This window comes from Quadrisphaera sp. DSM 44207 (assembly GCF_900101335.1).
Taxonomy (GTDB): Bacteria; Actinomycetota; Actinomycetes; order Actinomycetales; family Quadrisphaeraceae; genus DSM-44207.
This window is the reverse complement of record NZ_FNKA01000004.1, coordinates 151683-174720: the sequence shown is the minus strand read 5'-3', so window position 1 is coordinate 174720 and position 23038 is coordinate 151683. Positions and strand designations below refer to the sequence as shown.

Annotated in this window: 18 protein-coding genes and 1 pseudogene; 10 read left to right on the top strand and 9 right to left on the bottom strand. The window is 76.8% G+C overall.

The window, feature by feature from the left end; translation table 11 throughout:
• The first annotated feature begins 19 nt into the window (after window positions 1-19).
• Window positions 20-916, top strand: coding sequence for an SDR family oxidoreductase (locus BLS82_RS14800; RefSeq protein WP_255378375.1), 897 nt, complete (start codon window positions 20-22; stop codon window positions 914-916).
• Here BLS82_RS14800 and BLS82_RS14795 read toward each other — a convergent pair.
• The 4 genes from BLS82_RS14795 to BLS82_RS14780 form a co-directional block, all read right to left on the bottom strand.
• Entirely contained in the window at window positions 901-1827 is a 927-nt protein-coding gene (locus BLS82_RS14795; RefSeq protein WP_176819133.1) for an alpha/beta fold hydrolase, read from the bottom strand. The two genes, BLS82_RS14800 and BLS82_RS14795, sit on opposite strands and share 16 nt — an antisense overlap.
• A gap of 5 nt (window positions 1828-1832) precedes the next feature.
• Window positions 1833-2621: an exodeoxyribonuclease III gene (locus tag BLS82_RS14790; RefSeq protein WP_092867391.1), complete on the bottom strand. Its 789-nt coding sequence runs from the start codon at window positions 2619-2621 to the stop codon at window positions 1833-1835.
• A 74-nt stretch (window positions 2622-2695) separates the two neighbouring features.
• On the bottom strand, window positions 2696-4249 hold the full coding sequence (locus BLS82_RS14785) for a response regulator (protein ID WP_092867389.1): 1554 nt from the start codon (window positions 4247-4249) through the stop codon (window positions 2696-2698).
• Window positions 4246-7236: an ATP-binding protein gene (locus BLS82_RS14780; protein WP_092867387.1), complete on the bottom strand. Its 2991-nt coding sequence runs from the start codon at window positions 7234-7236 to the stop codon at window positions 4246-4248. Before BLS82_RS14780 ends, BLS82_RS14785 begins: the two co-directional genes overlap by 4 nt.
• 110 nt (window positions 7237-7346) lie before the next feature.
• Here BLS82_RS14780 and BLS82_RS14775 point away from each other — a divergent pair, with 110 nt between their 5' ends.
• Both BLS82_RS14775 and BLS82_RS14770 read left to right on the top strand, forming a co-directional pair.
• Complete coding sequence (locus tag BLS82_RS14775; RefSeq protein ID WP_092867385.1) at window positions 7347-9830, top strand: aminotransferase class I/II-fold pyridoxal phosphate-dependent enzyme; 2484 nt, start codon at window positions 7347-7349, stop codon at window positions 9828-9830.
• A gap of 62 nt (window positions 9831-9892) precedes the next feature.
• Entirely contained in the window at window positions 9893-10714 is an 822-nt protein-coding gene (locus BLS82_RS14770) for an SDR family NAD(P)-dependent oxidoreductase (RefSeq protein WP_255378374.1), read from the top strand.
• 9 nt (window positions 10715-10723) lie between these two features.
• On the opposite strand, the gene BLS82_RS14765 is transcribed toward BLS82_RS14770, so the two are convergent.
• Window positions 10724-11998: a multidrug effflux MFS transporter gene (locus tag BLS82_RS14765; protein WP_176819132.1), complete on the bottom strand. Its 1275-nt coding sequence runs from the start codon at window positions 11996-11998 to the stop codon at window positions 10724-10726.
• Window positions 11999-12197: 199 nt separating this feature from the next.
• Here BLS82_RS14765 and pyrE point away from each other — a divergent pair, with 199 nt between their 5' ends.
• Window positions 12198-12752, top strand: a complete 555-nt coding sequence (gene pyrE, locus BLS82_RS14760) for an orotate phosphoribosyltransferase (RefSeq protein ID WP_092867382.1) — start codon at window positions 12198-12200, stop codon at window positions 12750-12752.
• A gap of 95 nt (window positions 12753-12847) precedes the next feature.
• Here the strand turns inward: pyrE and BLS82_RS14755 are convergent, their stop codons facing one another.
• Together BLS82_RS14755 and BLS82_RS14750 are read right to left on the bottom strand one after the other, a co-directional pair.
• Window positions 12848-13501, bottom strand: coding sequence for a DedA family protein (locus BLS82_RS14755; protein WP_218123977.1), 654 nt, complete (start codon window positions 13499-13501; stop codon window positions 12848-12850).
• 33 nt (window positions 13502-13534) lie between these two features.
• Entirely contained in the window at window positions 13535-14275 is a 741-nt protein-coding gene (locus BLS82_RS14750; RefSeq protein WP_092867524.1) for an HAD-IIA family hydrolase, read from the bottom strand.
• A 462-nt stretch (window positions 14276-14737) separates the two neighbouring features.
• Between BLS82_RS14750 and BLS82_RS14745 the strand changes: the two genes are divergently transcribed.
• From BLS82_RS14745 to fbaA, 4 genes and pseudogenes are all read left to right on the top strand, one after another.
• Window positions 14738-15448 (top strand): DUF4258 domain-containing protein, encoded by a 711-nt coding sequence (locus BLS82_RS14745; RefSeq protein WP_092867380.1) that lies wholly within the window; start codon window positions 14738-14740, stop codon window positions 15446-15448.
• Window positions 15449-15464: 16 nt separating this feature from the next.
• Window positions 15465-15683 (top strand): DUF2283 domain-containing protein, encoded by a 219-nt coding sequence (locus tag BLS82_RS14740; protein WP_255378387.1) that lies wholly within the window; start codon window positions 15465-15467, stop codon window positions 15681-15683.
• A gap of 155 nt (window positions 15684-15838) precedes the next feature.
• A pseudogene (locus tag BLS82_RS14735) lies at window positions 15839-16443 on the top strand (TrmH family RNA methyltransferase).
• 213 nt (window positions 16444-16656) lie between these two features.
• Window positions 16657-17679 (top strand): class II fructose-bisphosphate aldolase, encoded by a 1023-nt coding sequence (gene fbaA / locus BLS82_RS14730; protein ID WP_092867374.1) that lies wholly within the window; start codon window positions 16657-16659, stop codon window positions 17677-17679.
• Window positions 17680-17718: 39 nt separating this feature from the next.
• Here the strand turns inward: fbaA and BLS82_RS14725 are convergent, their stop codons facing one another.
• Window positions 17719-18138 carry an STAS domain-containing protein gene (locus BLS82_RS14725; RefSeq protein WP_218123976.1) on the bottom strand — a complete coding sequence of 140 codons (420 nt, stop codon included), beginning with the start codon at window positions 18136-18138 and terminating at the stop codon, window positions 17719-17721.
• A 107-nt stretch (window positions 18139-18245) separates the two neighbouring features.
• On the opposite strand from BLS82_RS14725, the gene BLS82_RS14720 reads away from it, so the two are divergent.
• Window positions 18246-20804 (top strand): SpoIIE family protein phosphatase, encoded by a 2559-nt coding sequence (locus BLS82_RS14720; RefSeq protein ID WP_255378386.1) that lies wholly within the window; start codon window positions 18246-18248, stop codon window positions 20802-20804.
• A 40-nt stretch (window positions 20805-20844) separates the two neighbouring features.
• Here the strand turns inward: BLS82_RS14720 and BLS82_RS14715 are convergent, their stop codons facing one another.
• A complete protein-coding gene (locus BLS82_RS14715) occupies window positions 20845-21216 on the bottom strand; it encodes an STAS domain-containing protein (protein ID WP_092867370.1) in 372 nt (123 codons plus the stop codon).
• Between the two features lie 251 nt (window positions 21217-21467).
• On the opposite strand from BLS82_RS14715, the gene BLS82_RS14710 reads away from it, so the two are divergent.
• Complete coding sequence (locus BLS82_RS14710) at window positions 21468-23036, top strand: DEAD/DEAH box helicase (protein WP_255378371.1); 1569 nt, start codon at window positions 21468-21470, stop codon at window positions 23034-23036.
• The last annotated feature ends 2 nt before the right edge of the window (window positions 23037-23038 follow it).

The following is a 23038-nucleotide window of genomic DNA, read 5'->3' as shown; positions in this document are numbered from 1 at the left end:
CCCGCACCGAGGAGGCCCCGTGAGCCAGGACCAGACCACCCCCCAGGACCCCACGAGCCAGTACGCCCAGGCCGACGACCTGGAGACGCAGAAGATCGACCACCCCGGCCTGGAGTCCGACATGCGCTCGGCGCCGGACTACGGCGAGGAGACCTACCGCGGCAGCGGCCGCCTGGAGGGCAGGCGCGCCCTGATCACCGGCGGCGACTCCGGCATCGGCCGCGCGGTGGCGCTCGCGTTCGCCCGCGAGGGCGCCGACGTGGCCATCGTCTACCTGCCCGAGGAGGAGCAGGACGCGCAGGAGACCGCCCGCGTCGTCCGCGAGGCCGGCCGCGAGATCGTCACCCTGCCCGGCGACCTGCGCGAGGAGTCCTTCTGCTCCGAGGTCGTCGAGCGCACCGTCGCCGAGCTCGGCGGCCTCGACGTCCTGGTCTCCAACGCCGCCTACCAGATGGCGGTCGAGGGCATCGAGGACCTGAGCACCGAGCAGCTGCTGCGCACCTACACCACCAACGTCTTCGCGACGTTCTGGCTGGTCAAGGCGGCGGTGCGCCACCTGCAGCCGGGCTCGAGCATCATCATCACCACCTCGGTGCAGGCCTACCAGCCCTCGCCGTCCCTGCTCGACTACGCCTCGACCAAGGGCGCGCTGGTCAACCTCACCAAGGGCCTGGCCCAGGAGCTGGCGCCCAAGGGCATCCGCGTCAACACCGTCGCGCCGGGCCCGATCTGGACCCCGCTGATCCCGGCGACCATGCCGGAGGAGCAGGTGGAGAGCTTCGGCGCCCAGAGCCCGCTGGGCCGCCCCGGCCAGCCCGCCGAGCTCGCTCCGGCGTACGTGTTCTTCGCCTCCCAGGAGTCCAGCTACATCACCGGCGACCGCCTCGGCGTCACCGGCGGTCAGCCGCTGCCCTGACCTCCGCTGCCCCGAGCCCCCGCGCCGTCCCGGCGCCCTGGCAGCAGCTGCGCCAGGGCGCCGGCGACGACGTCGGGCCGCTCCACCAGCAGCATGTGCCCCGCGCCGGGGACGACGTCGAACCGGGCCCGCGGCAGGGCGTCGGCCAGGGCCCGCGCGTGCGGCAGCGGCGTGAGGCGGTCGGCCTGCCCCACGACGATGCGCACGGGCACCCCGCTCGCCGCGAGCACCGGCAGCGCCCGGCTCTCGTCGTGCGCCATCAGCGCCGCGAACCACGTGCCCGTGGTGCGCCCCGAGACCGGCCCCAGCGCCCGGCTGGTCCGCGCGACCAGCCGCAGGGCCGTGCCCGGTCCGTAGTTCGCGCGCCGGTTGAGCACCGCCGGCACGCGGGGCACCCGCACGCCCTCGGGCAGCGCCGCGAGCGCCGCCATGAGCGGCGCCAGCGCCCGGCCCGTCGCCGCGAGCCCGCCGGCGGAGGTGCTGCACAGCAGGACGCCGGCCACCCGCTCCGCCAGCAGCGCCGGCGCCCGCCCGGCGAGGGCCATCACCGCCATGCCGCCCATGGAGTGCCCGGCCAGCACCAGCGGGCCGCACGGCGCCACCGCGTCGAGCACCGCGGCGAGGTCGAGCCCGAGGCGGCCGATGGTGGCCTCGGCGCCCGCGGTCGCCGGCGCCCGGGACGCGCCGTGCCCGCGCTGGTCGTAGCGCACCACGCGCACGTCGGGGCGCGCGGCGCGCAGCTGCTCTCCCGCGCGGTCCCACACGCGCGCGGCGAGGGTCCACCCGTGCACGAGCACGACCGTCGCGCTCGCCGAGCCGGCGGCGGGCTCCGGCTCGTCGACGAGCACGGCGAGGCGCGCGCCGTCGTCCGTGGCGACCCAGGCGTCGGGCGGCGAGGAGCGCACGACCACGGCGGTCAGCGCAGGTCGACGACGACCGGCGCGTGGTCGCTGGCGCCCTTGCCCTTGCGCTCCTCGCGGTCGACGAACGCGCCCTCGACGCGGGCGGCCAGGGCGGGCGAGCCGAGCACGAAGTCGATCCGCATGCCCTCGCGGCGCGGGAAGCGCAGCTGCTTGTAGTCCCAGTACGTGTACACGCCCGGGCCCGGCGCGTGCGGGCGCACGAGGTCGGCGTAGCCGGCGTCGACCACGGCGGCGAACGCGGCGCGCTCGGCGGGGGAGACGTGGGTGGAGTCGGTGAAGACGGCGACGTCCCACACGTCCTCGTCGGTGGGGGCGACGTTCCAGTCGCCGCACAGGGCGACCGGGGCCTGCGGGTCCTGCGCCAGCCAGCGCGCGCCGGTCTCGCGCAGGGCGGCGAGCCAGTCGAGCTTGTAGTCCAGGTGCGGGTCGCCGAGCGCGCGCCCGTTGGGCACGTACAGGCTCCACACGCGCACCCCGCCGCACGTGGCGCCGAGCGCCCGGGCCTCGACCTCGGTCTGCTCCGCCCAGCACGGCTGGCCCGGGAAGCCGACCTCGACGTCGTCCAGCCCGACCCGCGAGAGCACCGCCACGCCGTTCCACTGGCTCAGGCCCGCGTGCGCGACCTCGTAGCCGAGCTCGGCGAAGCGCTCGGTCGGGAACTGGTCGTCCCGGCACTTGGTCTCCTGCACCGCGAGGACGTCGACGTCGCTGCGCTGCAGCCAGGCGGCCACGCGGTCGACGCGGGCGCGGATGGAGTTGACGTTCCAGGTCGCCAGTCGCACCCCCCGACGCTACCGACCGCCCCCGACGGCGCCACCGGCCCTCTCGGGCGAGGACGGCGCGGCTCAGGCGCGGCTCAGGCGAGGACGGCGAGCGCGGCGGCGACGCGACCGGGCTCGGTGTAGGGCGCGAGGTCCTCCTGCAGCTGCTGGCACTGCAGCAGCAGCGACGGCAGGAAGGCGCGAGCGGTGTCGAGGTCCTCCCCGCGCACGGCGGCGCCCAGCGCGGCGCACGCGCCGGCCAGGGCGGCCGCGCCCATGGTCTCGCTGGAGGCGCGCAGCGACTCCGCCGCCGCCAGCACCGCCCGCGGCTCGGCGCGGCGCAGCGAGGCCTGGATCCGCAGCCGCCGCCCCGGCAGCTCCCCCAGGTAGGTGGTGACGAACTGCGCGACGGCGTCCGGGTCGCCGTCCACGCGGCCGGCGAGGCGGCGCACGACCGGCGGGACGGGCCGCGAGGGGCCCGCGGCCGCTGCCGGGCCGCTGCTGGCGGCCGGCCCGGCCACGCGGCGCAGGACGGCGCCGAGCTCCTCCAGGTCGACCGGCTTGTGCACGATCGCGTCGACGCCGGCGGCCAGGCACGCCTCGCGCGCCGCGGGGGTCGCGTCGGCGGTGACGGCCACCACGGGCAGCCGCCGCACGCCCGGGCCGGCGTCCGCCTCGGCGGCCCGGATCCGGCGGGTGGCCTCGGCGCCGTCCACGTCGGGCAGGTGCAGGTCCATGAGGACGACGTCCGCGCCGCCCGCCAGCGCCGCGCGCACGCCCTCCTCGCCGGTGGCCACGGCGGTCAGCTCGTGCCCGAGGCGCTGCAGCTGCCGCTGCGCGAGCAGCCGGTTCGTGGCGTTGTCCTCCACGAGCAGCACCCGCAGCGGGGCGCCCCCCGCACCGCCGGGCACGGTCGGGCGCGCGGCCGGGCGCGCCGGCGGGTCGACGGGCGGGTCGACGGGCGGGTCGAGGGACGGGTCGACGGGCAGGTCCACGGTGATGCGCGTGCCCGCGCGGCTGCTCGCGACGTCCAGGCGCCCGCCGAGGCGGTCGGCGAGGCGGCGCACGAGCAGCAGCCCCACGGGCGTCGCCCCGCTCAGGGGGCCCGGCGCCGCGAGCAGCGCGCGCTGCGCGGGCTCGGGCAGGCCCGGCCCGGCGTCCGCGACGCTGAGGCGCACCCGCCCCGGCGCGGCGCCCTGCGCCACCGCGAGGACGACGGGGGCGCCGCCGTGCAGGACGGCGTTGCCCAGCAGCTCGCTGAGCAGCTGGGAGAGGGCGGGCACGTCGGTGGTCAGGCCCCGGGGCGCGCCGGGGCCGGTGGACGTGACGACGGGCGCGCCGGTCAGGCCGGCCAGCTCGTCGAGCAGGTCCGCGACCCGCACGGGCTGCGGCGGCGGCGCGGGCGCGCCGCCGAGGACCCGCAGCAGCCACACCAGGCGGTCGCCGCTGGTCACCAGCTCCTCGGAGCTGGTGACCAGCTGATCGACGAGGCGGCGCTGCTCGGCGTCCACGCCGCTCGTCGCGAGGAGCTCCAGGAAGCCGAGGAGGCTGTGCAGCGGCGTGCGCACGCCCCGGCTCAGGCTCTGGGCGAGCAGGTCGCCCAGAGCCGGGTCGAGGTCGGTGCCGGGCCGCGCGGTCGGCGCGCTCACGAGACCGGGACCCGCTCGTCGAGGACCTCCAGCAGGTGCCGGACGTCGAGGGGCTTGGGCAGGAACGCCGTCGCGCCGGCCGCCAGGACCCGCGCCTCGGTGCCGGCGCTGACGTCGGCGCTGACCACGACCACGGGCACCTCGCGCAGCGCCGGGTCCGCGTGCTCGCGCAGGGCCGCCAGCACCTCCTGGCCCGGCACGGACGGCAGGTGCAGGTCCAGCAGGACCAGGTCGGGCGCCGAGCGCGCGGCCTCCTCCAGCCCGTCGGCGCCGTCGTGCGCGACGACGAGGTGCAGGTGCGGCCGGCGGCTGAGCACGCGGCGCACGAGCATGACGTTGGAGGGGTTGTCCTCGACGTACAGGACGGTGCGCCGGGGCCCGGGCGCGCCCGCGGCGTCCCCGACCGCGCCCGCGCCCGCAGGCACGGGGCAGGACGTCGGCGCCTCCGCCAGGGGCAGGTCCACCCAGAACGTCGTGCCCCGGCCCTGCTCGCTGCACAGGTCCACGCGCCCGCCGAGCGCCTCCACGAGGGTGCGGGTGACCGACAGGCCGACCCCGCTGCCCTCGATGGACGTGGTCTCCGCGCCCAGGCGCTCGAAGGGCGTGAAGACGTCCTTGATCCGGTCGGCGGGGATGCCCCGCCCGTCGTCCGCCACGCTCAGGCGCAGCCACCCGAAGCCGGGGTCCGCCAGGTCCTGCGGGGCCCGGTCGGGCGGCAGCACCTCGCACCGCACGACGGACTCCCCGTCGTCCCTGCCGTACTTGACGGTGTTGGAGAGCAGGTTGATGAGCACCTGCTTGAGCCGCTGCCGGTCGGCGAGGGCGAGCAGGCCGCAGCGGCGCGCGGGGGCGCGCAGGGTGATCCCGCGCGCGCCCGCGGCCGTGCGCACGAGGTCCAGGCTCTCCGCGACGACGTCGCCGACGTCGACGGCCTCGATCGAGAGCGTCAGCGCGCCGGACTCGATCCGCACGACGTCGAGGACCTCGTTGATGAGGTCGAGCAGGTGGCGCCCGGCGCGCAGGATCTGGTCGACGTTCTCGCCGTCCTCCTCGGCCAGGTCCGCCAGCTGCAGCAGCTGCCCGAAGCCGAGGATGGCGTTCAGGGGCGTGCGCAGCTCGTGCGACATCCGGGAGAGGAACTCGCTCTTGGCCCGGCTCGAGCGCTCGGCCTCGTCGCGGGCGCGCTCGGCCTCGTCGCGGGCCTGCTCCGCCTCGTCGCGGGCCTGCTCGGCCTCCCGGCGGGCCTGCTCCGCCTGCTCCGCGGCGCGGCGCACCCGCGCCTCGGCCTCGCGGCGCTCCGTGACGTCGTGGACGATGCCGGAGAAGCCGGCGAGCGCGCCCTCGTCGTCGCGCAGGGCGCGGCCCTTGACCTCCATCCACCGCACGGAGCCGTCGTGGGCGTACATCCGCACCTCGCGGGCGCTGCCGTCGTCCGTGCCCGTGATCGCGGCGTGCAGATGGGCCGCGGCGACGGCCTTGTCGTCGGGGTGGATGCGGCGCAGCGGGTCGCCGCCGACGGTCTCCTCCAGGGAGAGCCCGGTGAACTCCGTCCACGCGCGGTTGATGAAGGCCACCTGCCCGTCGGGGCCGGCGTGCACGATGATGTCCGCGACGCTGTCGACCACGTCGCGGTAGCGCCGCTCGGACTCGTGCAGGGCGTTGACGGCGTGCATCCGGGCGGTGGCGCCGGCGAGCGCGGCGCCGAGGGGCAGCAGCCGGGCCGGGATGTCCTCCTGCCAGGGGGAGCTGAGGGCGTCCCGCACGAGGGTCACGGCACCGGTCGCGCGCCCGTCGACGCGCAGGGGGACGACGAGCAGCGGGTGCGGGCGCGCCGGGGACGCGCGCAGCACCACCGACCGCCCGGTGAGCACCGCCTCGAGCCACTCAGGGTCCTCCACGGGCACCTGCGCGTCGGTGTCGGCGTCGGGAGCGGCCCAGCGGTGGGTCGGGCGCACCGCCGCGCCGTCCCCGCTCACGCGGTGCAGGGCGACGAGGGCGCACCCGAGGTGGGCGCCGACGTCCGCGAGGGCGCGGTCGATGGAGCGGTGCACGTCGTCGGGCGCCAGGCTGGTGAACCGGGTGGCGAGGTCGAGCAGGAGGCGCTTGAGCTCCTCGCGCCGCTCCAGGCCGTCCTCGCTCTCGCGCAGCGCGACCGAGGACCCGAGCAGCTCCCCGACGGACGCCGCCAGCTGCAGCTCCTCGGGGGTGCTCGAGCGCGGCGCGTCCCGGTGCAGCGCGAGCAGGCCCACCGGCCCCTGCGGGGAGGCCAGCACGACGACGAGCGAGGGCTCCTCGGGGCGGCCGGGCTCCAGGACCCCGCCGCAGGCGAGCGCCCGGGCGGTGAGGTCCCTGCTCCAGGCGCCGGGGCCCCGGCGCACGGGGGCGGTCACGCCGGGCCACGGGCGGACGGCGGTGCGCTGCGGGGCCCACCCCACCAGCTGCAGCACCTGCCACCCGTCGGCCCCGAGCGCCTCCGCGACGAGCCGGGCGCCGCCGGCGAGGACCTCCTCGACGCGCGCGCCCGCGGCGCTGCGGCGGCGCAGGTCGGCCAGGCCGACCTGCAGCCGCGCCCGGCGCGCTGCGGCCGCGCGCAGCGCGTCGACCTCCAGGTCGCGCGCCAGCGCCGCGGCGGCCAGGTCGAGCAGGCGCAGCGCGCCGGGCCCGACGGCGAGCGGCTCGGCGGCGACGGCGTCCAGGGCGCCCAGCGGCTCGCCGTCGCGGCCGCGCAGCGGCACGCGCACGTGCCCGGCCAGCCCCGCGGCCCCGCGGGCCGCCGCGTCGGCGTAGGAGCCCGGCGGCAGGCCCGGCAGCCGGCCCGCTCCGCGGCGCTCGACGGCGGCCAGCACCGCGGCGCCGGCGGGCCCGCAGGACGTCACCGCCGCCGCGGCCGCGCCGAGCGCGTCGCAGGCCAGCTCGCACAGCCCGGCCGCGGTGCGCGGGTCGGCGGCGGCGAGCAGCGCGAGCGGTTCGGCGGCGGGCGTCGTCATGCCCGGGCATCGACGCCGCGCCGAGGGGCCTGTACCGCGAAGCGGACGCGTAGCCCGCTCGGGCCAGCGACGATGGGCGCCCAGCAGCACGACGGGCGGAGGAGCGAACGATGGACGCCGAGGATCTGCAGCGGGCCGTGGACGAGGCCATCACGCACGGCGTGCGGCGGGGGCACCTGCACGCCGTCGCGGAGGACGACGTCCTCGACGGGCGGACCATCACCCTGCAGGGCCGGCGCCTGGTGAACTTCGGCTCCTGCTCGTACCTGGGCCTGGAGACCCACCCGGCCATGCGCGCCGGGGTGGTGGACGCCGTCGTCCGCTACGGCACGCAGTTCTCCTCCTCGCGCGCCTACGTCTCCGCCCCGCCCTACGCGCGGGTGGAGGAGGAGCTGTCGCAGCTGCTGCGGCGCCCCGCCTTCGTGGCCCCGAGCACGACGCTCGGGCACCTGGCGACGCTGCCGACCGTGGTGGGCCCGCGCGACGCGCTGCTGCTGGACCACCAGGTGCACACGAGCGTCCAGAGCGCCGCCACGCACGTGCGGGCGCAGGGCAGCGCGGTGGAGCTCGTGCCGCACAACGACCTCGAGGTGCTCGAGCGCCGCGTCGTCGAGCTCTCCCGGCGCGCGCGGCGCGTCTGGTACGCCGCCGACGGGCTGTACTCGATGTACGCGGACTTCGCGCCCCTGGCCGGGCTCGACGAGCTGCTCGCGCGCCACCCGCAGCTGTGGCTGTACCTGGACGACGCGCACGGCTTCTCCTGGACCGGCTCCCAGGGCCGCGGCCACGTCCTCGAGCACGCCGCTCCCGCCACGCTCGAGCGCGCGGTCGTCGCCGGCTCGCTCAACAAGTCCTTCGCCGCCGCCGGCGGCGCGTTCTCCTTCCCGGACGCCGAGACGCGGCGGCGCGTCTCCACCGTCGGCGGGCCGATGATCTTCTCCGGGCCGGTCCAGCCGCCGATGCTCGGCGCCCTGCTGGCCTCGTTCGCGCTGCACCGCGGGCCCGAGGTCGCCGAGCGCCAGCGGCACCTGCTGCGCCTGGTGCGGCAGTTCAACGCCCTCGCCGACGAGGCCGGCCTGCCGCTGGTCTCCGACAGCGAGGCACCCATCCGCTGCATCGGCGCGGGCGACCCCGCGGTCGCCCACGCCCTGGTCGCCCGCCTGCGCGCGGCCGGCGCCTTCGCCGACACCGCCGTCTTCCCCGCCGTGTCGGCCAAGCGCTCCGGCGCGCGGCTGACCCTGACCGCCCACCACACCCCGGACGACGTCACCGCCGTCGTCGAGGCCCTCGCGCAGGCCCTGCCGGCCGCCCTCGCCGAGGGCGGCAGCTCGCTGGCGGTGGTGCACCAGCGCTTCGCCCGGCAGCTGCGCCGCGGGCGCGCCGCGCCGGCCGAGGTCCCGGCCGCCGTCCCCGTCCAGCGCCGCCCGGGCCTGCGGCTGGAGCGGGCCGACAGCGTCGACCGGCTCGACCCGGCCGAGTGGGACGCCCTGCTCGGCGGGCGCGGCGCCTTCGACGTCGCCGCGCTGCGCGTGCTGGAGGCCGTCTTCGCCCGCGGCGGCGACGACGCTCCTCCGGAGGACCGCTGGGACTTCTCGTACTGGATCGTGCGCGACGACGCCCGGGGCGGTGCCCCGGTGGCCGCGACCTTCTTCACCACCGCCCTGTGGAAGGACGACATGCTCTCCTCCGCGGCGCTGTCCGCGGAGGTCGAGCGGCTGCGCGCCGAGCGCGGCGACCCCTACTTCCTCACCTCGCGCGTGCTCGCGACCGGCTCGCTGCTCACCGAGGGCGAGCACCTGTGGCTGGACCGCTCGGCGGACTGGCGGGGCGCGCTGCGCGTCCTCCTCGACGCCGCGCGCGCCGAGGAGGACCGCGCGGGCGCCTCCGCCCTCGTCCTGCGCGACCTGCCCGACGGCGACGAGGAGCTGCACGAGCTGCTCGTGGGCGAGGGCTTCGCGCGCGTGCCGGTCGGCCGGGCCTGGACCCGCCACCTGGACTTCGACGGCGACGACGGCTTCCTCGCCTCGCTGCGCAAGAAGGCCCGCCAGCACGTGCGGGCCCGGGTGCTGCCGTGGGAGGCGCGCTACCGCGTCGACGTCCTGGCCGGCGGGCCCGGCGCGGCCCCGGCCCCGGCCCCGGCGGAGGTCGACCACCTGCACGACCTGTACCGCCGCGTGCACGCGCGCGGCCTCGACCTCAACGTCTTCCCCCTGCCGCGGCGCACCCTCGACGCGGTGCTGGCCTCCCCCGGCTGGGAGGTGGTCACGCTGTCCCTGCGCGAGGGCGGCCCGGGGCGGCCCGTGGCGTTCTGCGCCACCCAGGTCGGCGCTGAGCACGTCCAGCCGCTCTTCCTCGGGCTCGACTACGACTACGTGGCCGACCACCACGCCTACCAGCAGGTGCTGTGGCAGGCGCTGCGCTCGGGGCAGCGGCACGGGGCCGCGCGCGTGCTCTACGGCCTGTCGGCGGGCCTGCACAAGGCCCGCTTCGGGGCCGTGCCGGAGGAGCGATGGGCGTACGTGCAGGCCACCGACACGTACAACAGCGACGTCCTCGCCCGCCTGGCGCAGACCGTGGCCGCCGCGCCCCGTTGAGCCGCCGCGCCCCGCCGAGCCGCCGCGCCCCGCCGAGCCGGGCGGTGCGTAGGGTCGCGGCCGTGGACGACGCCCCCACCGCCCTCGTCACCGGCGCCAGCGCCGGCCTCGGCCTCGCGTTCGCGCGCGCCCTGGCCGCGCGCGGGCACGACCTGGTCCTCGTCGCGCGCGACGCCGCCCGCCTGGAGGCCCTGGCGGCCGACCTGCGCGCGCAGCACGGGGCGGCGGTGCAGGTGCTGCCCGCCGACCTCGCCGACCGGGAGGCCCTGGCGGCGGTGGCCGAGCGGGCCGGGTCGGCGTCGCGGCCCGTGGACCTGCTCGTCAACAACGCCGGCTTCGGCCTGCGCCAGCCCGTGGTCGGCGGCGACGTGCGCGAGCACGAGCGCGCGCTGGACGTGATGTGCCGGGCGGTGCTCGTGCTCAGCGCCGCCGCGGCCACGGCCATGCGCGAGCGCGGCCGCGGCGCCGTCGTCAACGTCTCCAGCGTCGCCGGCTGGACGGCGATGGGCACCTACGCCGCGGCCAAGGCGTGGACGACGACGTTCACCGAGGGCCTGGCGGGGGAGCTGCGCGGCACCGGGGTGAGCGCGACGGCCCTGTGCCCGGGCTTCGTGCGCACCGAGTTCCACGCGCGCATGGGCGAGGACACCAGCGGCAGCCCGGCGTGGGCGTGGCTGGACGCCGACGCCGTGGTGGAGCAGGCGCTCGCCGACGCCGGGCGCGGCGCGGTGGTCAGCGTCCCGAGCCGGCGCTACGCGCTCGCCGCGCTGGGGCTGCGGCTGGCGCCCCGGCCGCTGGTGCGCGCCGCCTCGGGGGGCGTGGGCGCCCGGCGCGCGCCCTGGCCGATGGGCCGCGACCGCGGCCCCCGCGCCGCCGGGAGCTGACGGCGCGGGTCAGGCCGCGGGCGCGGGCCGCCGCAGCGCCGGGAGCACGACGACCAGGAGCACCGCGAGCGCCAGCGCGAGCCCGGTGACCACCACCAGCGCCATGCCCAGGGCCGGGGAGCCGCCGAGCAGGCCCACCAGCGGCGCCGAGACGGCGCCGACGCCGAACTGGACCGCGCCGAGCATCGCCGCCGCCGTGCCGGCCGCGCGCCCGTGGCGGGCCAGCGCCAGCGCCGGGGCGCTGGGGAAGCCGAGGCCGACGAAGAACAGCGCCGTCCACAGCGGCACCGCGACGCCCCACACCCCCAGCCAGCCGCTCGTGCCGGCCAGCAGCACGAGCGCGGCGACCACCCCGGCGGCCAGGGAGGCGGCCAGCAGGCGCTGCGGCTCGACGCGCTCGACGAGCGCGGCGCTGGTCTGCGTGCCGGCCACGATCGCGACGCCGCCGACGGCGAAGACGAGCCCGAACTGCTGGGCGCTCATGCCGTACTGCTCCTGGAAGACGAAGGAGGAGCCGGACACGTAGCCGAAGAGGGCCGCCATGGTCAGGCCGGCGACGAGGACGAGACCGACCATGGCGCGGTCGCCCAGCAGCTCGCGGTAGGCGCCGAGGGTCGAGCGCAGGCCCGAGCTGCGCCGGCGGTGCGCCGGCAGCGTCTCGGGCAGGACGAGCGCCACCGCGAGGCCCAGGACCAGGCTCAGCCCGGCGAGGACGGCGAAGATCCCCCGCCAGCTCGTCACCTCCATCAGCGCGCTGCCGACGGTCGGGGCGAAGACGGGCGCGACGCCGATGACGAGCATCAGCCGGGAGATCAGGCGCGCGGCCCCGCTGCCGTCGAACAGGTCGCGGACGACGGCCATGGCCACCACGGACGCCGCGGCGGTGCCGACGCCCTGCAGCACGCGGGTGATGCCGAGGACGGTCACCGTGGGCGCCGCGACGGCGGCGAGGGAGGCCAGCGCGTGCAGCGCCAGGCCCGCCAGGAGCGGGCGCTTGCGGCCGAGGGCGTCGGAGAGCGGCCCCAGGACCAGCTGGCCGAGCGCGAGGCCGACCAGCGTGCCGGTCAGGGTCAGCTGCACCGCGCTCGCGGACGTCGACAGCTCCGCCTGCAGCACCGGGAAGGCGGGCAGGTACAGGTCGATGGTGAAGGCCCCGAGCGCCGTGAGGGAGCCCAGCAGCACCACCCAGCCGACGCGCCGGCCCAGGGGCAGGGCGGAGAAGTCGCGGTCGGGCGGGATCGCCGCGCGGGTGCGCGCAGGCAGGAGCGTGTCGCTCGTCGTCATGGGGCCTCGTCCTCGTGGGTGCTGCTCGGGTGTTCGTCCACGGGGCCGTTCCCGCAGCCGACGACGACTCCATGGTGCCAGTCGTGACTCTGCGTCGCACGTTTTTGGTTGCCCCAGGACTCCGCCAGCGTCCGTGGGACGCTGGGCATTCCCCGGCGCGCCCGCGCCGTCCGCGCCCGCGTCCCGAGGAGCCCCGCGCATGACCGTGCCCGCCCGCGAGCGCCTGCAGCAGCTGGTCGGCGACCTCGCCGTCGTCCACGGCCGCGTCGTGCTCTCCAGCGGCGCGCCGGCCGACTACTACGTCGACCTGCGCCGCGTCACCCTGCACGCGCAGGCCGCCCCGCTGGTCGGCCAGGTGCTGCTGGACCTGCTCGACGGCGCCGGCCTCGCCCCCGACGCCGTGGGGGGCCTGACCATGGGCGCCGACCCGGTGGCCGCCGCGGTGCTGCACGCCGCCGCCGCGCGCGGGCGCGCCGTCGACGCCTTCGTCGTCCGCAAGGAGGCCAAGGCGCACGGGCTGCAGCGGCGCATCGAGGGCCCGGACGTCGCCGGGCGGCGCGTCGTCGCCGTCGAGGACACCTCCACCACCGGGGGGTCGGTGATGACCGCGGTCGAGGCGCTGCGCGAGGCCGGGGCCGACGTGGTGGCCGTCGCGGTGGTGCTCGACCGCGACACCGGCGCGCGCGAGCGCGTCGAGGCCGCGGGGCTGCCGTACCTGGCGGCGTACACGAAGGCCGACCTCGGCCTGGCCTGAGACCCGCTCCCCGAGCGCGCTCTCCCCGAGCGCACTGCGCGGGCGGAGTGCGGCCGCGGGTCAGGACCGGACGGCGTCGACGGCCTCCGCGCGGCTCAGCGCTCGGGCTCGGGCTGGGGAGCCGGCTCCGGCGCGCGCGGGCGGCGGGCGGCGCGCACCCTCGCGACCACGGGCACGACGACCGAGGAGGCGACCGCGACCCCGGCGACGACGTAGGCGGCCGTGCGCAGCCACGGCACGGACGCCGCCGCGTACCCGAGGACGATCAGGCCGCTGCCCCACACCACCGCCCCGAGGAGGTTCGCGGCGGTGAAGCGCCAGTACGGCATCCGCGAGACGCCCGCGAGCACGGGCACGAACGTGCGCGCCCACGGGATGAAGCGCGCGCAGACCAGGGCCAGCGCCCCGTACCGGTCGTAGAACGCCTCCGCGCGCGCGAGGTGGTGCTGCACGCGCGCCGAGCGCCGCTCCAGCCACGGGCGTCCCAGGTGCCGGCCCGTCCAGTACCCGACGGCGTTGCCGACCACGGCCGCCGCGGCCGTGCCGGCGGCGAGCAGCGGCAGCGACACGCCCGAGCCGGGACGGGCCGTGAGCAGCCCCGCGGTGAACAGCACGGTGTCGCCCGGGAGCCAGAAGGCGACGAGGACGCCGGACTCGACGAAGACCAGCGACCACACGGCCGCGTAGAGGGCGCCCGCCGTCAGCGACGCCAGGTCGGGGTCGAGCAGGGACTCCAGCCACTGCGACACCGCGCCTCCTGCCCCGGACCCGAGCGCGGGCGCTCAGACCAGGTCGACGACGTCCGCGATGGAGTCGACGATGCGGCTGGGGCGGAACGGGAAGCGCTCGACCTCCTCGCGGGTCGTGGACCCGGTGAGCACGAGCACCGTCTCCAGGCCCGCCTCGATGCCGGCGACGACGTCGGTGTCCATCCGGTCGCCGATCATCACGGTGCCCTCCGAGTGGGTGTCGATCGCGTTGAGCGCCGAGCGGAACATCATCGGGTTCGGCTTGCCGATGTAGTACGGGGTGCGGCCGGTGACGCGCGTGATCAGCGCGGCGACCGCGCCGGTGGCGGGCAGCTTGCCCTCCAGGGAGGGCCCGGAGGCGTCGGGGTTGGTGGCGATGAAGCGGGCGCCGCCCTCGATCAGCCGCACCGCGCGGGTGATCGACTCGAAGGAGTAGGTGCGCGTCTCGCCCAGCACGACGTAGTCCGGGTTCGTCTCGGTCAGGGTGTACCCGGCCTCGTGCAGGGCGGTGGTCAGGCCCGCCTCGCCGATGCAGTACGCGGACCCCTCGGGCATCTGGTCGGAGAGGAACTGCGCCGTGGCCAGCGCCGACGTCCAGATCCGCTCCTCCGGCACGCGCAGGCCCGAGGCCTCCAGCCGCGCCCGCAGGTCCCGGGGGGTGTAGATGGAGTTGTTGGTGAGCACCAGGAACGAGCGCTGCCGCTGCTCCAGGCGCTGCAGGAACTCCGCCGCGCCGGGGATCGCGTGACCCTCGTGCACGAGGACGCCGTCCATGTCCGTCAGCCAGGCCCTGGGCGTCTCCTGCTCCTCGATCACGGGGGCAGCGTAGGGGCCAGACGCCTGCGCACGACCCGAAGGCGGCGCTGGTCGCGTCACGCGAACGCGGATGGTGCGGATCGCGGCATGCAGGAGGCGGGCGAGGCAGAGCATCATCGGTGGCCAGCTCATAGCAACAAGGACGCCGGATGGTCCGACGAGGAGCTGGACGGTCCTAGACCCGGGAAGTGGTCTGCCGTGGACCCTTGACGCCACTCACGGTCATCAAGAGGATCACCACATCAGTGTCCGCTCGAGCCACGAGGAAGTGAAGGGGTGCGCAAAGCGCCTCTACTCACCAGTCTCGTCATGAGCGCGGCACTCGTTGCCTCAGGTTCAGGCGCACACGCCGAGGAATCTTCAGCGGTTGTCGCCGAGGACATCGAAGACGCCTAGGTGCCCGTAGACGAGGTCTCTCCGATGCTCGACCTCATCGACGCGCCGGCCGCCATCATCGACGAACAGGCGGGTGTCGTGACCGTGCCGACGGTGGCTGGCGGTGAGACGATCGGAATGCAGCTGCCGGGTGGCGCGTCTGCGGACGAGGTCACGCAGGTTGAGGACATGACGGTTTTCTCTGGCGAGAGCCAGGACTTCAGCGCCGCGGTGGTTGACGAGGGTGCGGGAGCGTTTCGGGCGCTGGTGCACGTGCCGAACTCCGAAGCGCCGGAGACGTATGACTTCAAGCTCGAGCTGCCGGAAGGAGCCGAACTGCTCCCGCTCGAGGACGGAGGTGTGGTGGTGCGAGATGCTGGGGGTGACCTCATCGGAACCTTCAGCCCGCCTTGGGCCGTCGATGCAGCAGGGGCGGCCGTTCCCACGGAATACGTCATCGAAGGCACGACATTGGTACAACGCCTCCAGGTCAGCAGCTCCACCGCCTTCCCTGTAGTGGCTGACCCCTTTTGGGTTCCAGCCCTGATGGTCATGGGTCATCTCACGCGTCATGCTATCGCTCAAGCTGCAGCTCGCGGCGTCAGCCAGGCACTCATCCGCGAGGTCGTGCAGAACGGCGTCCGGACAGCTGGTACTAAGTGGACGTCTGTGTTCACCCAAGGCAAGGGTGCAAGTCGCATCCGCGCCATCGTGGACAACAGGACGGGCGACATCATTACAGTGACCAGAGGCTAGGAGGACCACCGTGCGAATGACCTACGACCCGGACGCCGACGCCGCTTATGTTTTCTTGGTCGACCGGATCGCCGATGGTGAAGCTGCCGCGCAGTTGCCTTCCATCTCCCTGCCCGGAGGGCACAGCGAGGTCATCCTCGACTTCAATGCTGACGGCCGCCTCCTGGGTGTAGAGGTGCTGGGCGCGGGGCGCGCGCTCCCCCAAGAGGTGCTGGACCGCGCGGAGCCGCCGTAGCGGCGATCAACCACCGCCCACACCCGAGCGGCTCACCGGGTGCGGGGTCGCTGCGCGACACTCCCGGCGTGTCGCACGAGGACCCAGCACCCGAGGAGGACGGCGGACACCGGCAGGTCGGTGCCCCGGTCGGGGCGCCGCCCGGCGCGCCGGCGGTGGGCGTCGGCCCGTGGGAGGGGCCGTGGCCGGACGACGACCGCTCTACGACCCGGTGCTGCTCGCCGAGGGCGACCGGCGCAACGTCGTCGACCGCTACCGGTACTGGACGGTGGAGGCGGTCGTCGCGGACCTCGACACCCGCCGGGCCCCGCTGCACGTGGCGGTGGAGGACTTCGCGCACGACCTGAACATCGGCTCGGTGGTGCGCACGGCGAACGCCGTCAATGCCGCCGGCGTGCACGTGGTCGGCCGCCGGCGCTGGAACCGGCGGGGCGCGATGGTCACCGACCGGTACCTGCACGTGCACCACCACCCGGACGCCGAGGCGCTGCTCGCGTGGGCGCACGGGGCGGGGCTGCCGGTGCTCGGCGTCGACAACGCGCCCGGCGCCGTGCCGCTGGAGACCACCGACCTGCCGCTCGCGTGCGTGATGGCGTTCGGCTCCGAGGGCGCGGGCCTGTCGGCGACGCTGCTGGCCGGGTGCGACGCGGTGCTGTCCATCGACCAGTCCGGCTCCACCCGCTCCCTCAACGCGGGCGCGGCCGCCGCGATCGCCCTGCACGCCTGGGTGCGGCGCCACCGCTTCGGCCAGCGCCCCTGAGGGCCGTCCCGAGCGCCCCCGCTCCTCCCCTGCTCCCGCACTTCCCCGGGAAGGTGCGGCAGCGACGCCGCTGGGAGCCGCACTTCCCCGGGAGAGCGCGGGTCGGCGTCCGTTCTGCTCGGGCGGGCCGCCGTGGAAGGATCAGCGGCACCGACAGCCGAGCACGCCCCACCGCACCCACCGCGCGCCACCGGATCACGAGGAGAGAACGGCATGCCCATCGCGACCCCCGAGGTCTACGTCGAGATGCTCGACCGCGCGAAGGAGGGCAGGTTCGCCTACCCGGCGATCAACGTCACGAGCTCGCAGACCGTCATCGCCGCGATCCGCGGCTTCGCCGAGGCGGAGAGCGACGGCATCGTCCAGGTCTCCACCGGCGGCGCGGAGTACGCCTCCGGCTCGACCGTGAAGGACATGGTCACCGGCGCCCAGGCGCTCGCGGAGTTCGCGACCCACGTGGCGAGGAACTACGGCGTCAACATCGCCCTGCACACCGACCACTGCCCGAAGGACAAGCTCGACACCTACGTGCGCCCGCTGCTCGCGATCAGCGAGCAGCGCGTGAAGGAGGGCCGCGACCCCCTGTTCCAGTCCCACATGTGGGACGGCTCGGCGGTGCCGCTGGAGGAGAACCTGTCCATCGCGGCCGAGCTGCTCGAGCGGTGCGCGGCGGCGAAGGTGGTCCTGGAGATCGAGGTCGGCGTCGTCGGCGGCGAGGAGGACGGCGTCGCCAACGAGATCAACGACAAGCTGTACTCCACCCCGGAGGACGCCCTGGCCACCGCCGAGGCGCTCGGCACCGGCGAGAAGGGCCGCTACCTGACGGCGCTGACCTTCGGCAACGTGCACGGCGTCTACAAGCCGGGCAACGTCAAGCTGCGCCCCGAGGTGCTCGAGGCCGCCCAGGACGCGGTGGGCGAGCGGGTCGGGAAGGAGAAGCCCTTCGCGCTCGTCTTCCACGGCGGCTCCGGCTCCACCGCGGAGGAGATCGGCCAGGCCGTCGACCACGGCGTCGTGAAGATGAACATCGACACCGACACCCAGTACGCCTTCACCCGGCCCGTCGTGGACCACGTGCTCAAGAACTACGACGGCGTGCTGAGGATCGACGGGGAGGTCGGCAACAAGAAGGCCTACGACCCGCGCACGTGGGGCAAGGCCGCGGAGACGGGCATGGCCGCCCGGGTCGCCGAGGCCTGCCAGCACCTGCGCTCGGCCGGCACCCGGATGCGCTGAGGCCCGGCGGTGGCGCGCGCGGCGGCCGCCCCGGCCCGCTCAGGCGATGAGGTCGGGGTGGTCATCGCCGTCGGGACCGTCCGGGCGGTCGGGCAGCGTGCTGTCCACGCCCGGGTCCTGCTCGACCACCCGCAGCACCTCGCTGATGCTCGTGACCTGGATGAGGAAGCGCACCAGGTCCGGCGGCTTGATGAGCACGAGCTGCTGGGGGGAGCGGGAGGCGAGGCGGGCGAGGAAGGCCACGCCGGTGGAGTCCATGAAGGTCACGTGCTGGACGTCGACCTCGACCGGCCGGCCCGCCTCCTCGGCGTCCGCGGAGGCCTCCAGCAGGTCGGGGCCCAGCTCGGCGTCGATCTCGCCGGTGAGGACGACGCGGGTCTTGCGGCTGCCCAGGATGACGTGCACCGACCCGGGCTCGGCGGGCGCCCCCGCGGCGCCGCTCAGGCCTCCGTCGTCCACCGTGCCTCCTCGTGACCGCGGGTGCTCCGTCGGGTGCTCCGTCCGGCCGTGCGCGCCGCGCGGGCCGGGTAGACCATAGGAGATCAGGAGATGCGCCGTTGAGCCAGGTGCAGGAGCCCCCTGCGCGCGCCCTGTCGCGCCTGGCGCACGAGGCCGGTGTCGCCGTCCTGCTGGTGGACCTGACGACCGGCGCCGTGCTGCACGCCAACCGCGCCGCGACCGCCCTGGCGGGCCCGCAGTCCCTGCCGCTGGCAGCGCAGGAGTGGGCGCGCCGCGCCGGCCTGTCGACCCCGTCGGGGCACCCGGCGCCGTCCGGGCAGGCCCTGTCCTCCGCCGCCGGCCCGGTGGCGCGCTCGGCGCTCGGGGAGCCGGTGGCGGGGGAGCTGGTGCACCGCGACCCGCGCCGCAGCGCCGGGCCGTCGCGGCTGGCGGGGCCGCTGTGGGTGACCGGCCTGCCGCTGGGCGCCCTGGAGCCGCTGCCGCTGGCGGCGCCGCCGGGCCTGGAGGACACCGCCCTCGTCCTGCTCGTGCCCGTCGCGGCGCCGGTCCCGGCCGGCGCGGCGTCCGGAGGGCTGCACGAGCTGCGCGAGCGGGCGCTGGTGGCCACGGGCCTGGCGTTCACCATCAGCGACCCCTCCCAGGAGGACCTGCCGCTGGTGTGGGTGAACCCGGCGTTCACGGCGACGACCGGGTACCCGCCCGAGCAGGCGCTGGGGCGCAACTGCCGCTTCCTGCAGGGCCCGGACACCGACCCCGCCGCCGTGGGCCGCATCCGGCGGGCGCTCGAGCGCGAGGAGGGGGTCGTGGAGACCCTGCTGAACTACCGCGCCGACGGCACGGCCTTCTGGAACGAGCTGTCCCTCTCACCGGTCTTCGACGCCGGCGGCCGCCTCGTCAGCTACGTCGGGGTCCAGGCCGACGTCACCCCGCGCGTGCTCGTGCAGCAGGAGCGCATGGCCGCGCTCGCCGCGGAGCGCGAGGCGCGCTCGCGCCTGGCCCTGCTCGCCGACGTCGCCGACGCGGTCGCCGAGCTCGACTCCCCCTCCGCGCTGCGCGAGGTCGCGGAGGTGCTGGTCGCCAGCCGCGACAGCGGCTGGCGCGCGCAGTGGTCCGCGGTGCTGCTCGTCGACGGCGGCGTGCGGGTCGTGGCCGCCGTGGGCGTGGAGGACGGCGTCAGCCGCAGCTCCTTCCCGGTGCCGCGCGGCGGCTTCCCGGGCGGCGAGCACGACCCGCTCGGCGGCCTGCTCGCGGGCACCACCGCCGGTCCCGTCGCGGCGTCGCTGCGCGAGCGCTGGGCGCCGGGGACGCTGACGCGCTGGGTGGCGGGCGAGCTGGGGGCCGCGCGCCAGGACGCCTTCACCGCGATCGCGGTGCCCGGCCGGCGCGGCGCGCTGGCGCTGCTGCTGCTCGGCGCGGACGCCCCGCCGGGCGAGGACGCCGCGGCGCTGCTCGGCGAGGTGGCCCGGCGCGTGGGGCTGTCGCTGGAGAACGTGCGCCTCTACGCGCGCGAGCACGCCCTCGCCGAGACGCTGCAGCGCAGCATGCTGCCCGAGCACCTGGCCGTGCCGGGCCTGGACCTGTGGTCCTACTACGCCCCGAGCGCCGAGCACGCGCAGGTGGGGGGCGACTGGTACGACGTCCTGCCGCTCGGCGGCGGCGCGGTCGGCCTCGTCGTCGGGGACGTCGTGGGCCACGACGTGGAGGCCGCGGCGTCCATGGGGCAGCTGCGCTCGGTGGTGCGGGCCTACGCCTTCGAGCAGGAGGAGCCCGGCACGGTCGTCATGCGCGTGGACCAGCTGGTCAACGGCATGCGCATCTCCCGCTCCGCGAGCATGGTCTACGGGCGCCTGCGCCCCCTCGGGCCGCCGGGCGGGGCCGGCGGCAGCGCGTGGGAGCTGGACTGGACCCGCGCGGGCCACCTGCCGCCCGTGCTGGTGCGCGCCGGCGGCGACGGGCGCGTGGCCGGCGTGCAGCTGCTGGACGAGCGCGGCGGCACCCTGGTGGGCGTGGGGGACCGGCCGCGCTCGACGGCGTCCGTCGTCCTGGGGCCGGGCGACGTGCTCGTGCTCTACACCGACGGGCTGGTCGAGCGGCGCTCGCGCCCGCTCGCGGCGGGCCTGGAGCGGCTGCGGGAGGTCTGCGCGGTGCTGGCGCCGAGCGACGCCGCCGGGGTGGGGGAGCAGCTGCTGGCCGCGCTGGGGGACGACCCCGAGGACGACCTGGCCGTCGTCGTGGTGCGGGTGCCGCGGGCCGGGGAGCTCGTGCAGGAGCCCGAGGGCACCCCGCGCCAGCGGCGCTGGCAGCTGCCGGGTGACCCGTCGTCGATCGGGCGCGCCCGCCGGCACGTGCTCACCACGTGCGCGGCCTGGCGGCTGCAGGCCGGGCCCGAGGCCGAGCTCGTGGTCTCCGAGCTCGTCGCCAACGCGGTGCTGCACGGGTGGGGGCCCGTCGGGCTGCGGGTGCGCCACACCGGCCGAGGGCTGCTCGTGGAGGTGGACGACGCGAACCCGGCGCCGCCGCAGCCGCGCGGCGGCGAGGCGCCCGGGACGGGCGGGTACGGGCTGCAGGTGGTCGAGCGGCTGGCGGAGTGGGGCTGGCGCCGCTCCGGGGCGGGCAAGACGGTCTGGGCGCTGCTGCCGGCCCTGCCCGCGGGCGACCCGTCCTGACCCCCGCGGCGGCCGTGCGCTCCCCACCGCCCCGGCGGGCTCAGCCGGCGGCGGGGTCCGGGTGCCGGCGCCACGGGCCGGGCGCCTCCTGCGCGCCGGCGCACCGGTGCCGGGCGTCGACGCGGAAGCTCTCGAGCGCCCCGCAGACCTCCAGGACGAACAGCTCGCGCTCGCTGGCCCCGCGCAGCACCACCACCCCGCCCCGGCGCCGCGCGGACTCGGCGAGGGAGATCAGGAACGCCGCGCCGCTGGAGTCCAGGAACGTCGTCGCGCACAGGTCCGCCACGAGCAGCTGGCGGCGCAGCCCCGCCACCCGCGCGGCGATCTCCGGGAAGGAGCCCCGCTCGGCGAGGTCGAGGTCGCCGGTGACGGTCACGGTGGCCGTCGTGGGCGTGGTGGACAGCTCGATCATGACCGCCCCACACTAACTGCAACTGACGGTGCACGCTCGGTGATGACACACCGATCGTCCGGCGGTCCCCCGGCGAGGCGGGCGATGCGCCACAATGGGTGTGCGCGGCAGCGCCCGGCCAGCGGCCGGGAGCGCCGACACCCCCGTGCTCCTCGTGCCGCGCCGGTCCAGGCTGCCCGCAGCCGCGACCCGCCGAGAGCCGCCGCCATCGCCCCGCGATGCGCACCCGACCGCCTGAGAGGCGACCACCCGTGCCCAGCACCGCCCTGCCCCGCCCGCGCCCGTCCGCGTCGGCGCGCCCCGCCGCGCCCGCCGCGCGGACCGCGCCCGCCTCGCCGCCCGCGAGCGCCGCGCCGCTCGAGGGCGCCACCTTCGCCGGCCTCGGCGTGCCGGACGCCCTCGTCGCCGACCTGGCCCGCCGCGGCCTGACCAGCCCCTTCCCGATCCAGGCCGCGACGCTGCCGGACACGCTCGCCGGGCGCGACGTGCTCGGGCGGGGCAAGACCGGCTCCGGCAAGACCCTCGCGTTCGCGCTCCCCCTGGTCGCCCGCCTCGCGGCGTCCGGCACCCGCCGCGCCCCTCAGCGCCCGCGCGGCCTCGTCCTGGCCCCCACGCGCGAGCTGGCCACCCAGATCGCCGCGACGGTCGAGCCGCTGGCCGCGGCGGCCGGGCTGAGGACCACCGTGGTCTTCGGCGGCGTGCCGCAGGGCCGGCAGGTCACGGCGCTGCGGGGCGGCGTGGACGTCGTCATCGCCTGCCCGGGCCGGCTCGAGGACCTGATGCGCCAGCGGGAGGTCGTCCTCGACGCCGTCGAGGTCACGGTGCTCGACGAGGCCGACCACATGGCCGACCTCGGGTTCCTCCCCGGCGTGCGCCGCATCCTCGACGCCACCCCGCGCGGCGGCCAGCGCCTGCTGTTCTCCGCCACGCTCGACAACGGCGTGGACGTCCTCGTCACGCGGTACCTGTCGCGCCCGCTCGCGCACGCCGTCGACCCCGCCGCCTCGCCGGTGCCGGCCATGACCCACCACGTGCTCGCCGTGCCCACCCCGGACGCGAAGACCGCCGTGGTGCGCGCGCTCGCGCAGGGCACCGGACGGCGCGTGCTGTTCCTGCGCACCAAGCACCAGGCGAAGAAGCTCGCGAAGCAGCTGACGGCCGCCGGCGTCCCCGCCGTCGACCTGCACGGCAACCTGTCGCAGAACGCGCGGCAGCGCAACCTCGCCGCGTTCTCCTCCGGCGACGTGAAGGTGCTCGTCGCCACCGACATCGCCGCCCGCGGCATCCACGTCGACGAGGTCGAGCTCGTCGTGCACGTCGACCCGCCGACCGAGCACAAGGCGTACCTGCACCGCTCGGGCCGCACGGCGCGCGCCGGCTCCGGGGGGGACGTCGTCACCGTCATGACGCCGGACGAGGCCGGGGACGTGCGCTCCCTCATGCGCCAGGCCCGCATCACGGCCACGCAGCACGCGGTGACGGCGGACTCGCCCGTCGTCGCCGAGCTGCGCGGGGAGCGGGCGGCGCACGTGGAGCCCGCGCCCCCGGCCGCTCCCGCGCCGGCGACCCCGGCCCGCGCGACGGCCCGTGCGACCGGCGGCACGACGGCCCGTGCGTCCGGTGGTGCGTCGCGCTCTCGGCGCCGCGGCGGTGGCGGGGGCGGCACGAGCGGCGGCACGGGCGGCAGCGCCGGGGGCCGCACGGGCGGGCACGGCAGCGTCTACAGCACCAGCACGCCCGGCGCCGGCTCGGGCGCGCCGACGGGGCCGTCGTCGGGGCGCCGTCCCTCCCGCTCCGCCGGTCGGGCGTCGCGGAGCTGACG

Excerpts from the sequence above, each read along its gene's own strand:
- BLS82_RS14780 (WP_092867387.1), bottom strand. The coding sequence starts at position 7,236 with ATGACGACGCCCGCCGCCGAACCGCTCGCGCTGCTCGCCGCCGCCGAC.
- BLS82_RS14775 (WP_092867385.1), top strand. The coding sequence starts at position 7,347 with ATGGACGCCGAGGATCTGCAGCGGGCCGTGGACGAGGCCATCACGCAC.
- BLS82_RS14765 (WP_176819132.1), bottom strand. The coding sequence starts at position 11,998 with ATGACGACGAGCGACACGCTCCTGCCTGCGCGCACCCGCGCGGCGATC.
- pyrE (WP_092867382.1), top strand. The coding sequence starts at position 12,198 with ATGACCGTGCCCGCCCGCGAGCGCCTGCAGCAGCTGGTCGGCGACCTC.
- BLS82_RS14750 (WP_092867524.1), bottom strand. The coding sequence starts at position 14,275 with ATGGACGGCGTCCTCGTGCACGAGGGTCACGCGATCCCCGGCGCGGCG.
- BLS82_RS14745 (WP_092867380.1), top strand. The coding sequence starts at position 14,738 with ATGCTCGACCTCATCGACGCGCCGGCCGCCATCATCGACGAACAGGCG.
- BLS82_RS14740 (WP_255378387.1), top strand. The coding sequence starts at position 15,465 with ATGACCTACGACCCGGACGCCGACGCCGCTTATGTTTTCTTGGTCGAC.
- fbaA (WP_092867374.1), top strand. The coding sequence starts at position 16,657 with ATGCCCATCGCGACCCCCGAGGTCTACGTCGAGATGCTCGACCGCGCG.
- BLS82_RS14715 (WP_092867370.1), bottom strand. The coding sequence starts at position 21,216 with ATGATCGAGCTGTCCACCACGCCCACGACGGCCACCGTGACCGTCACC.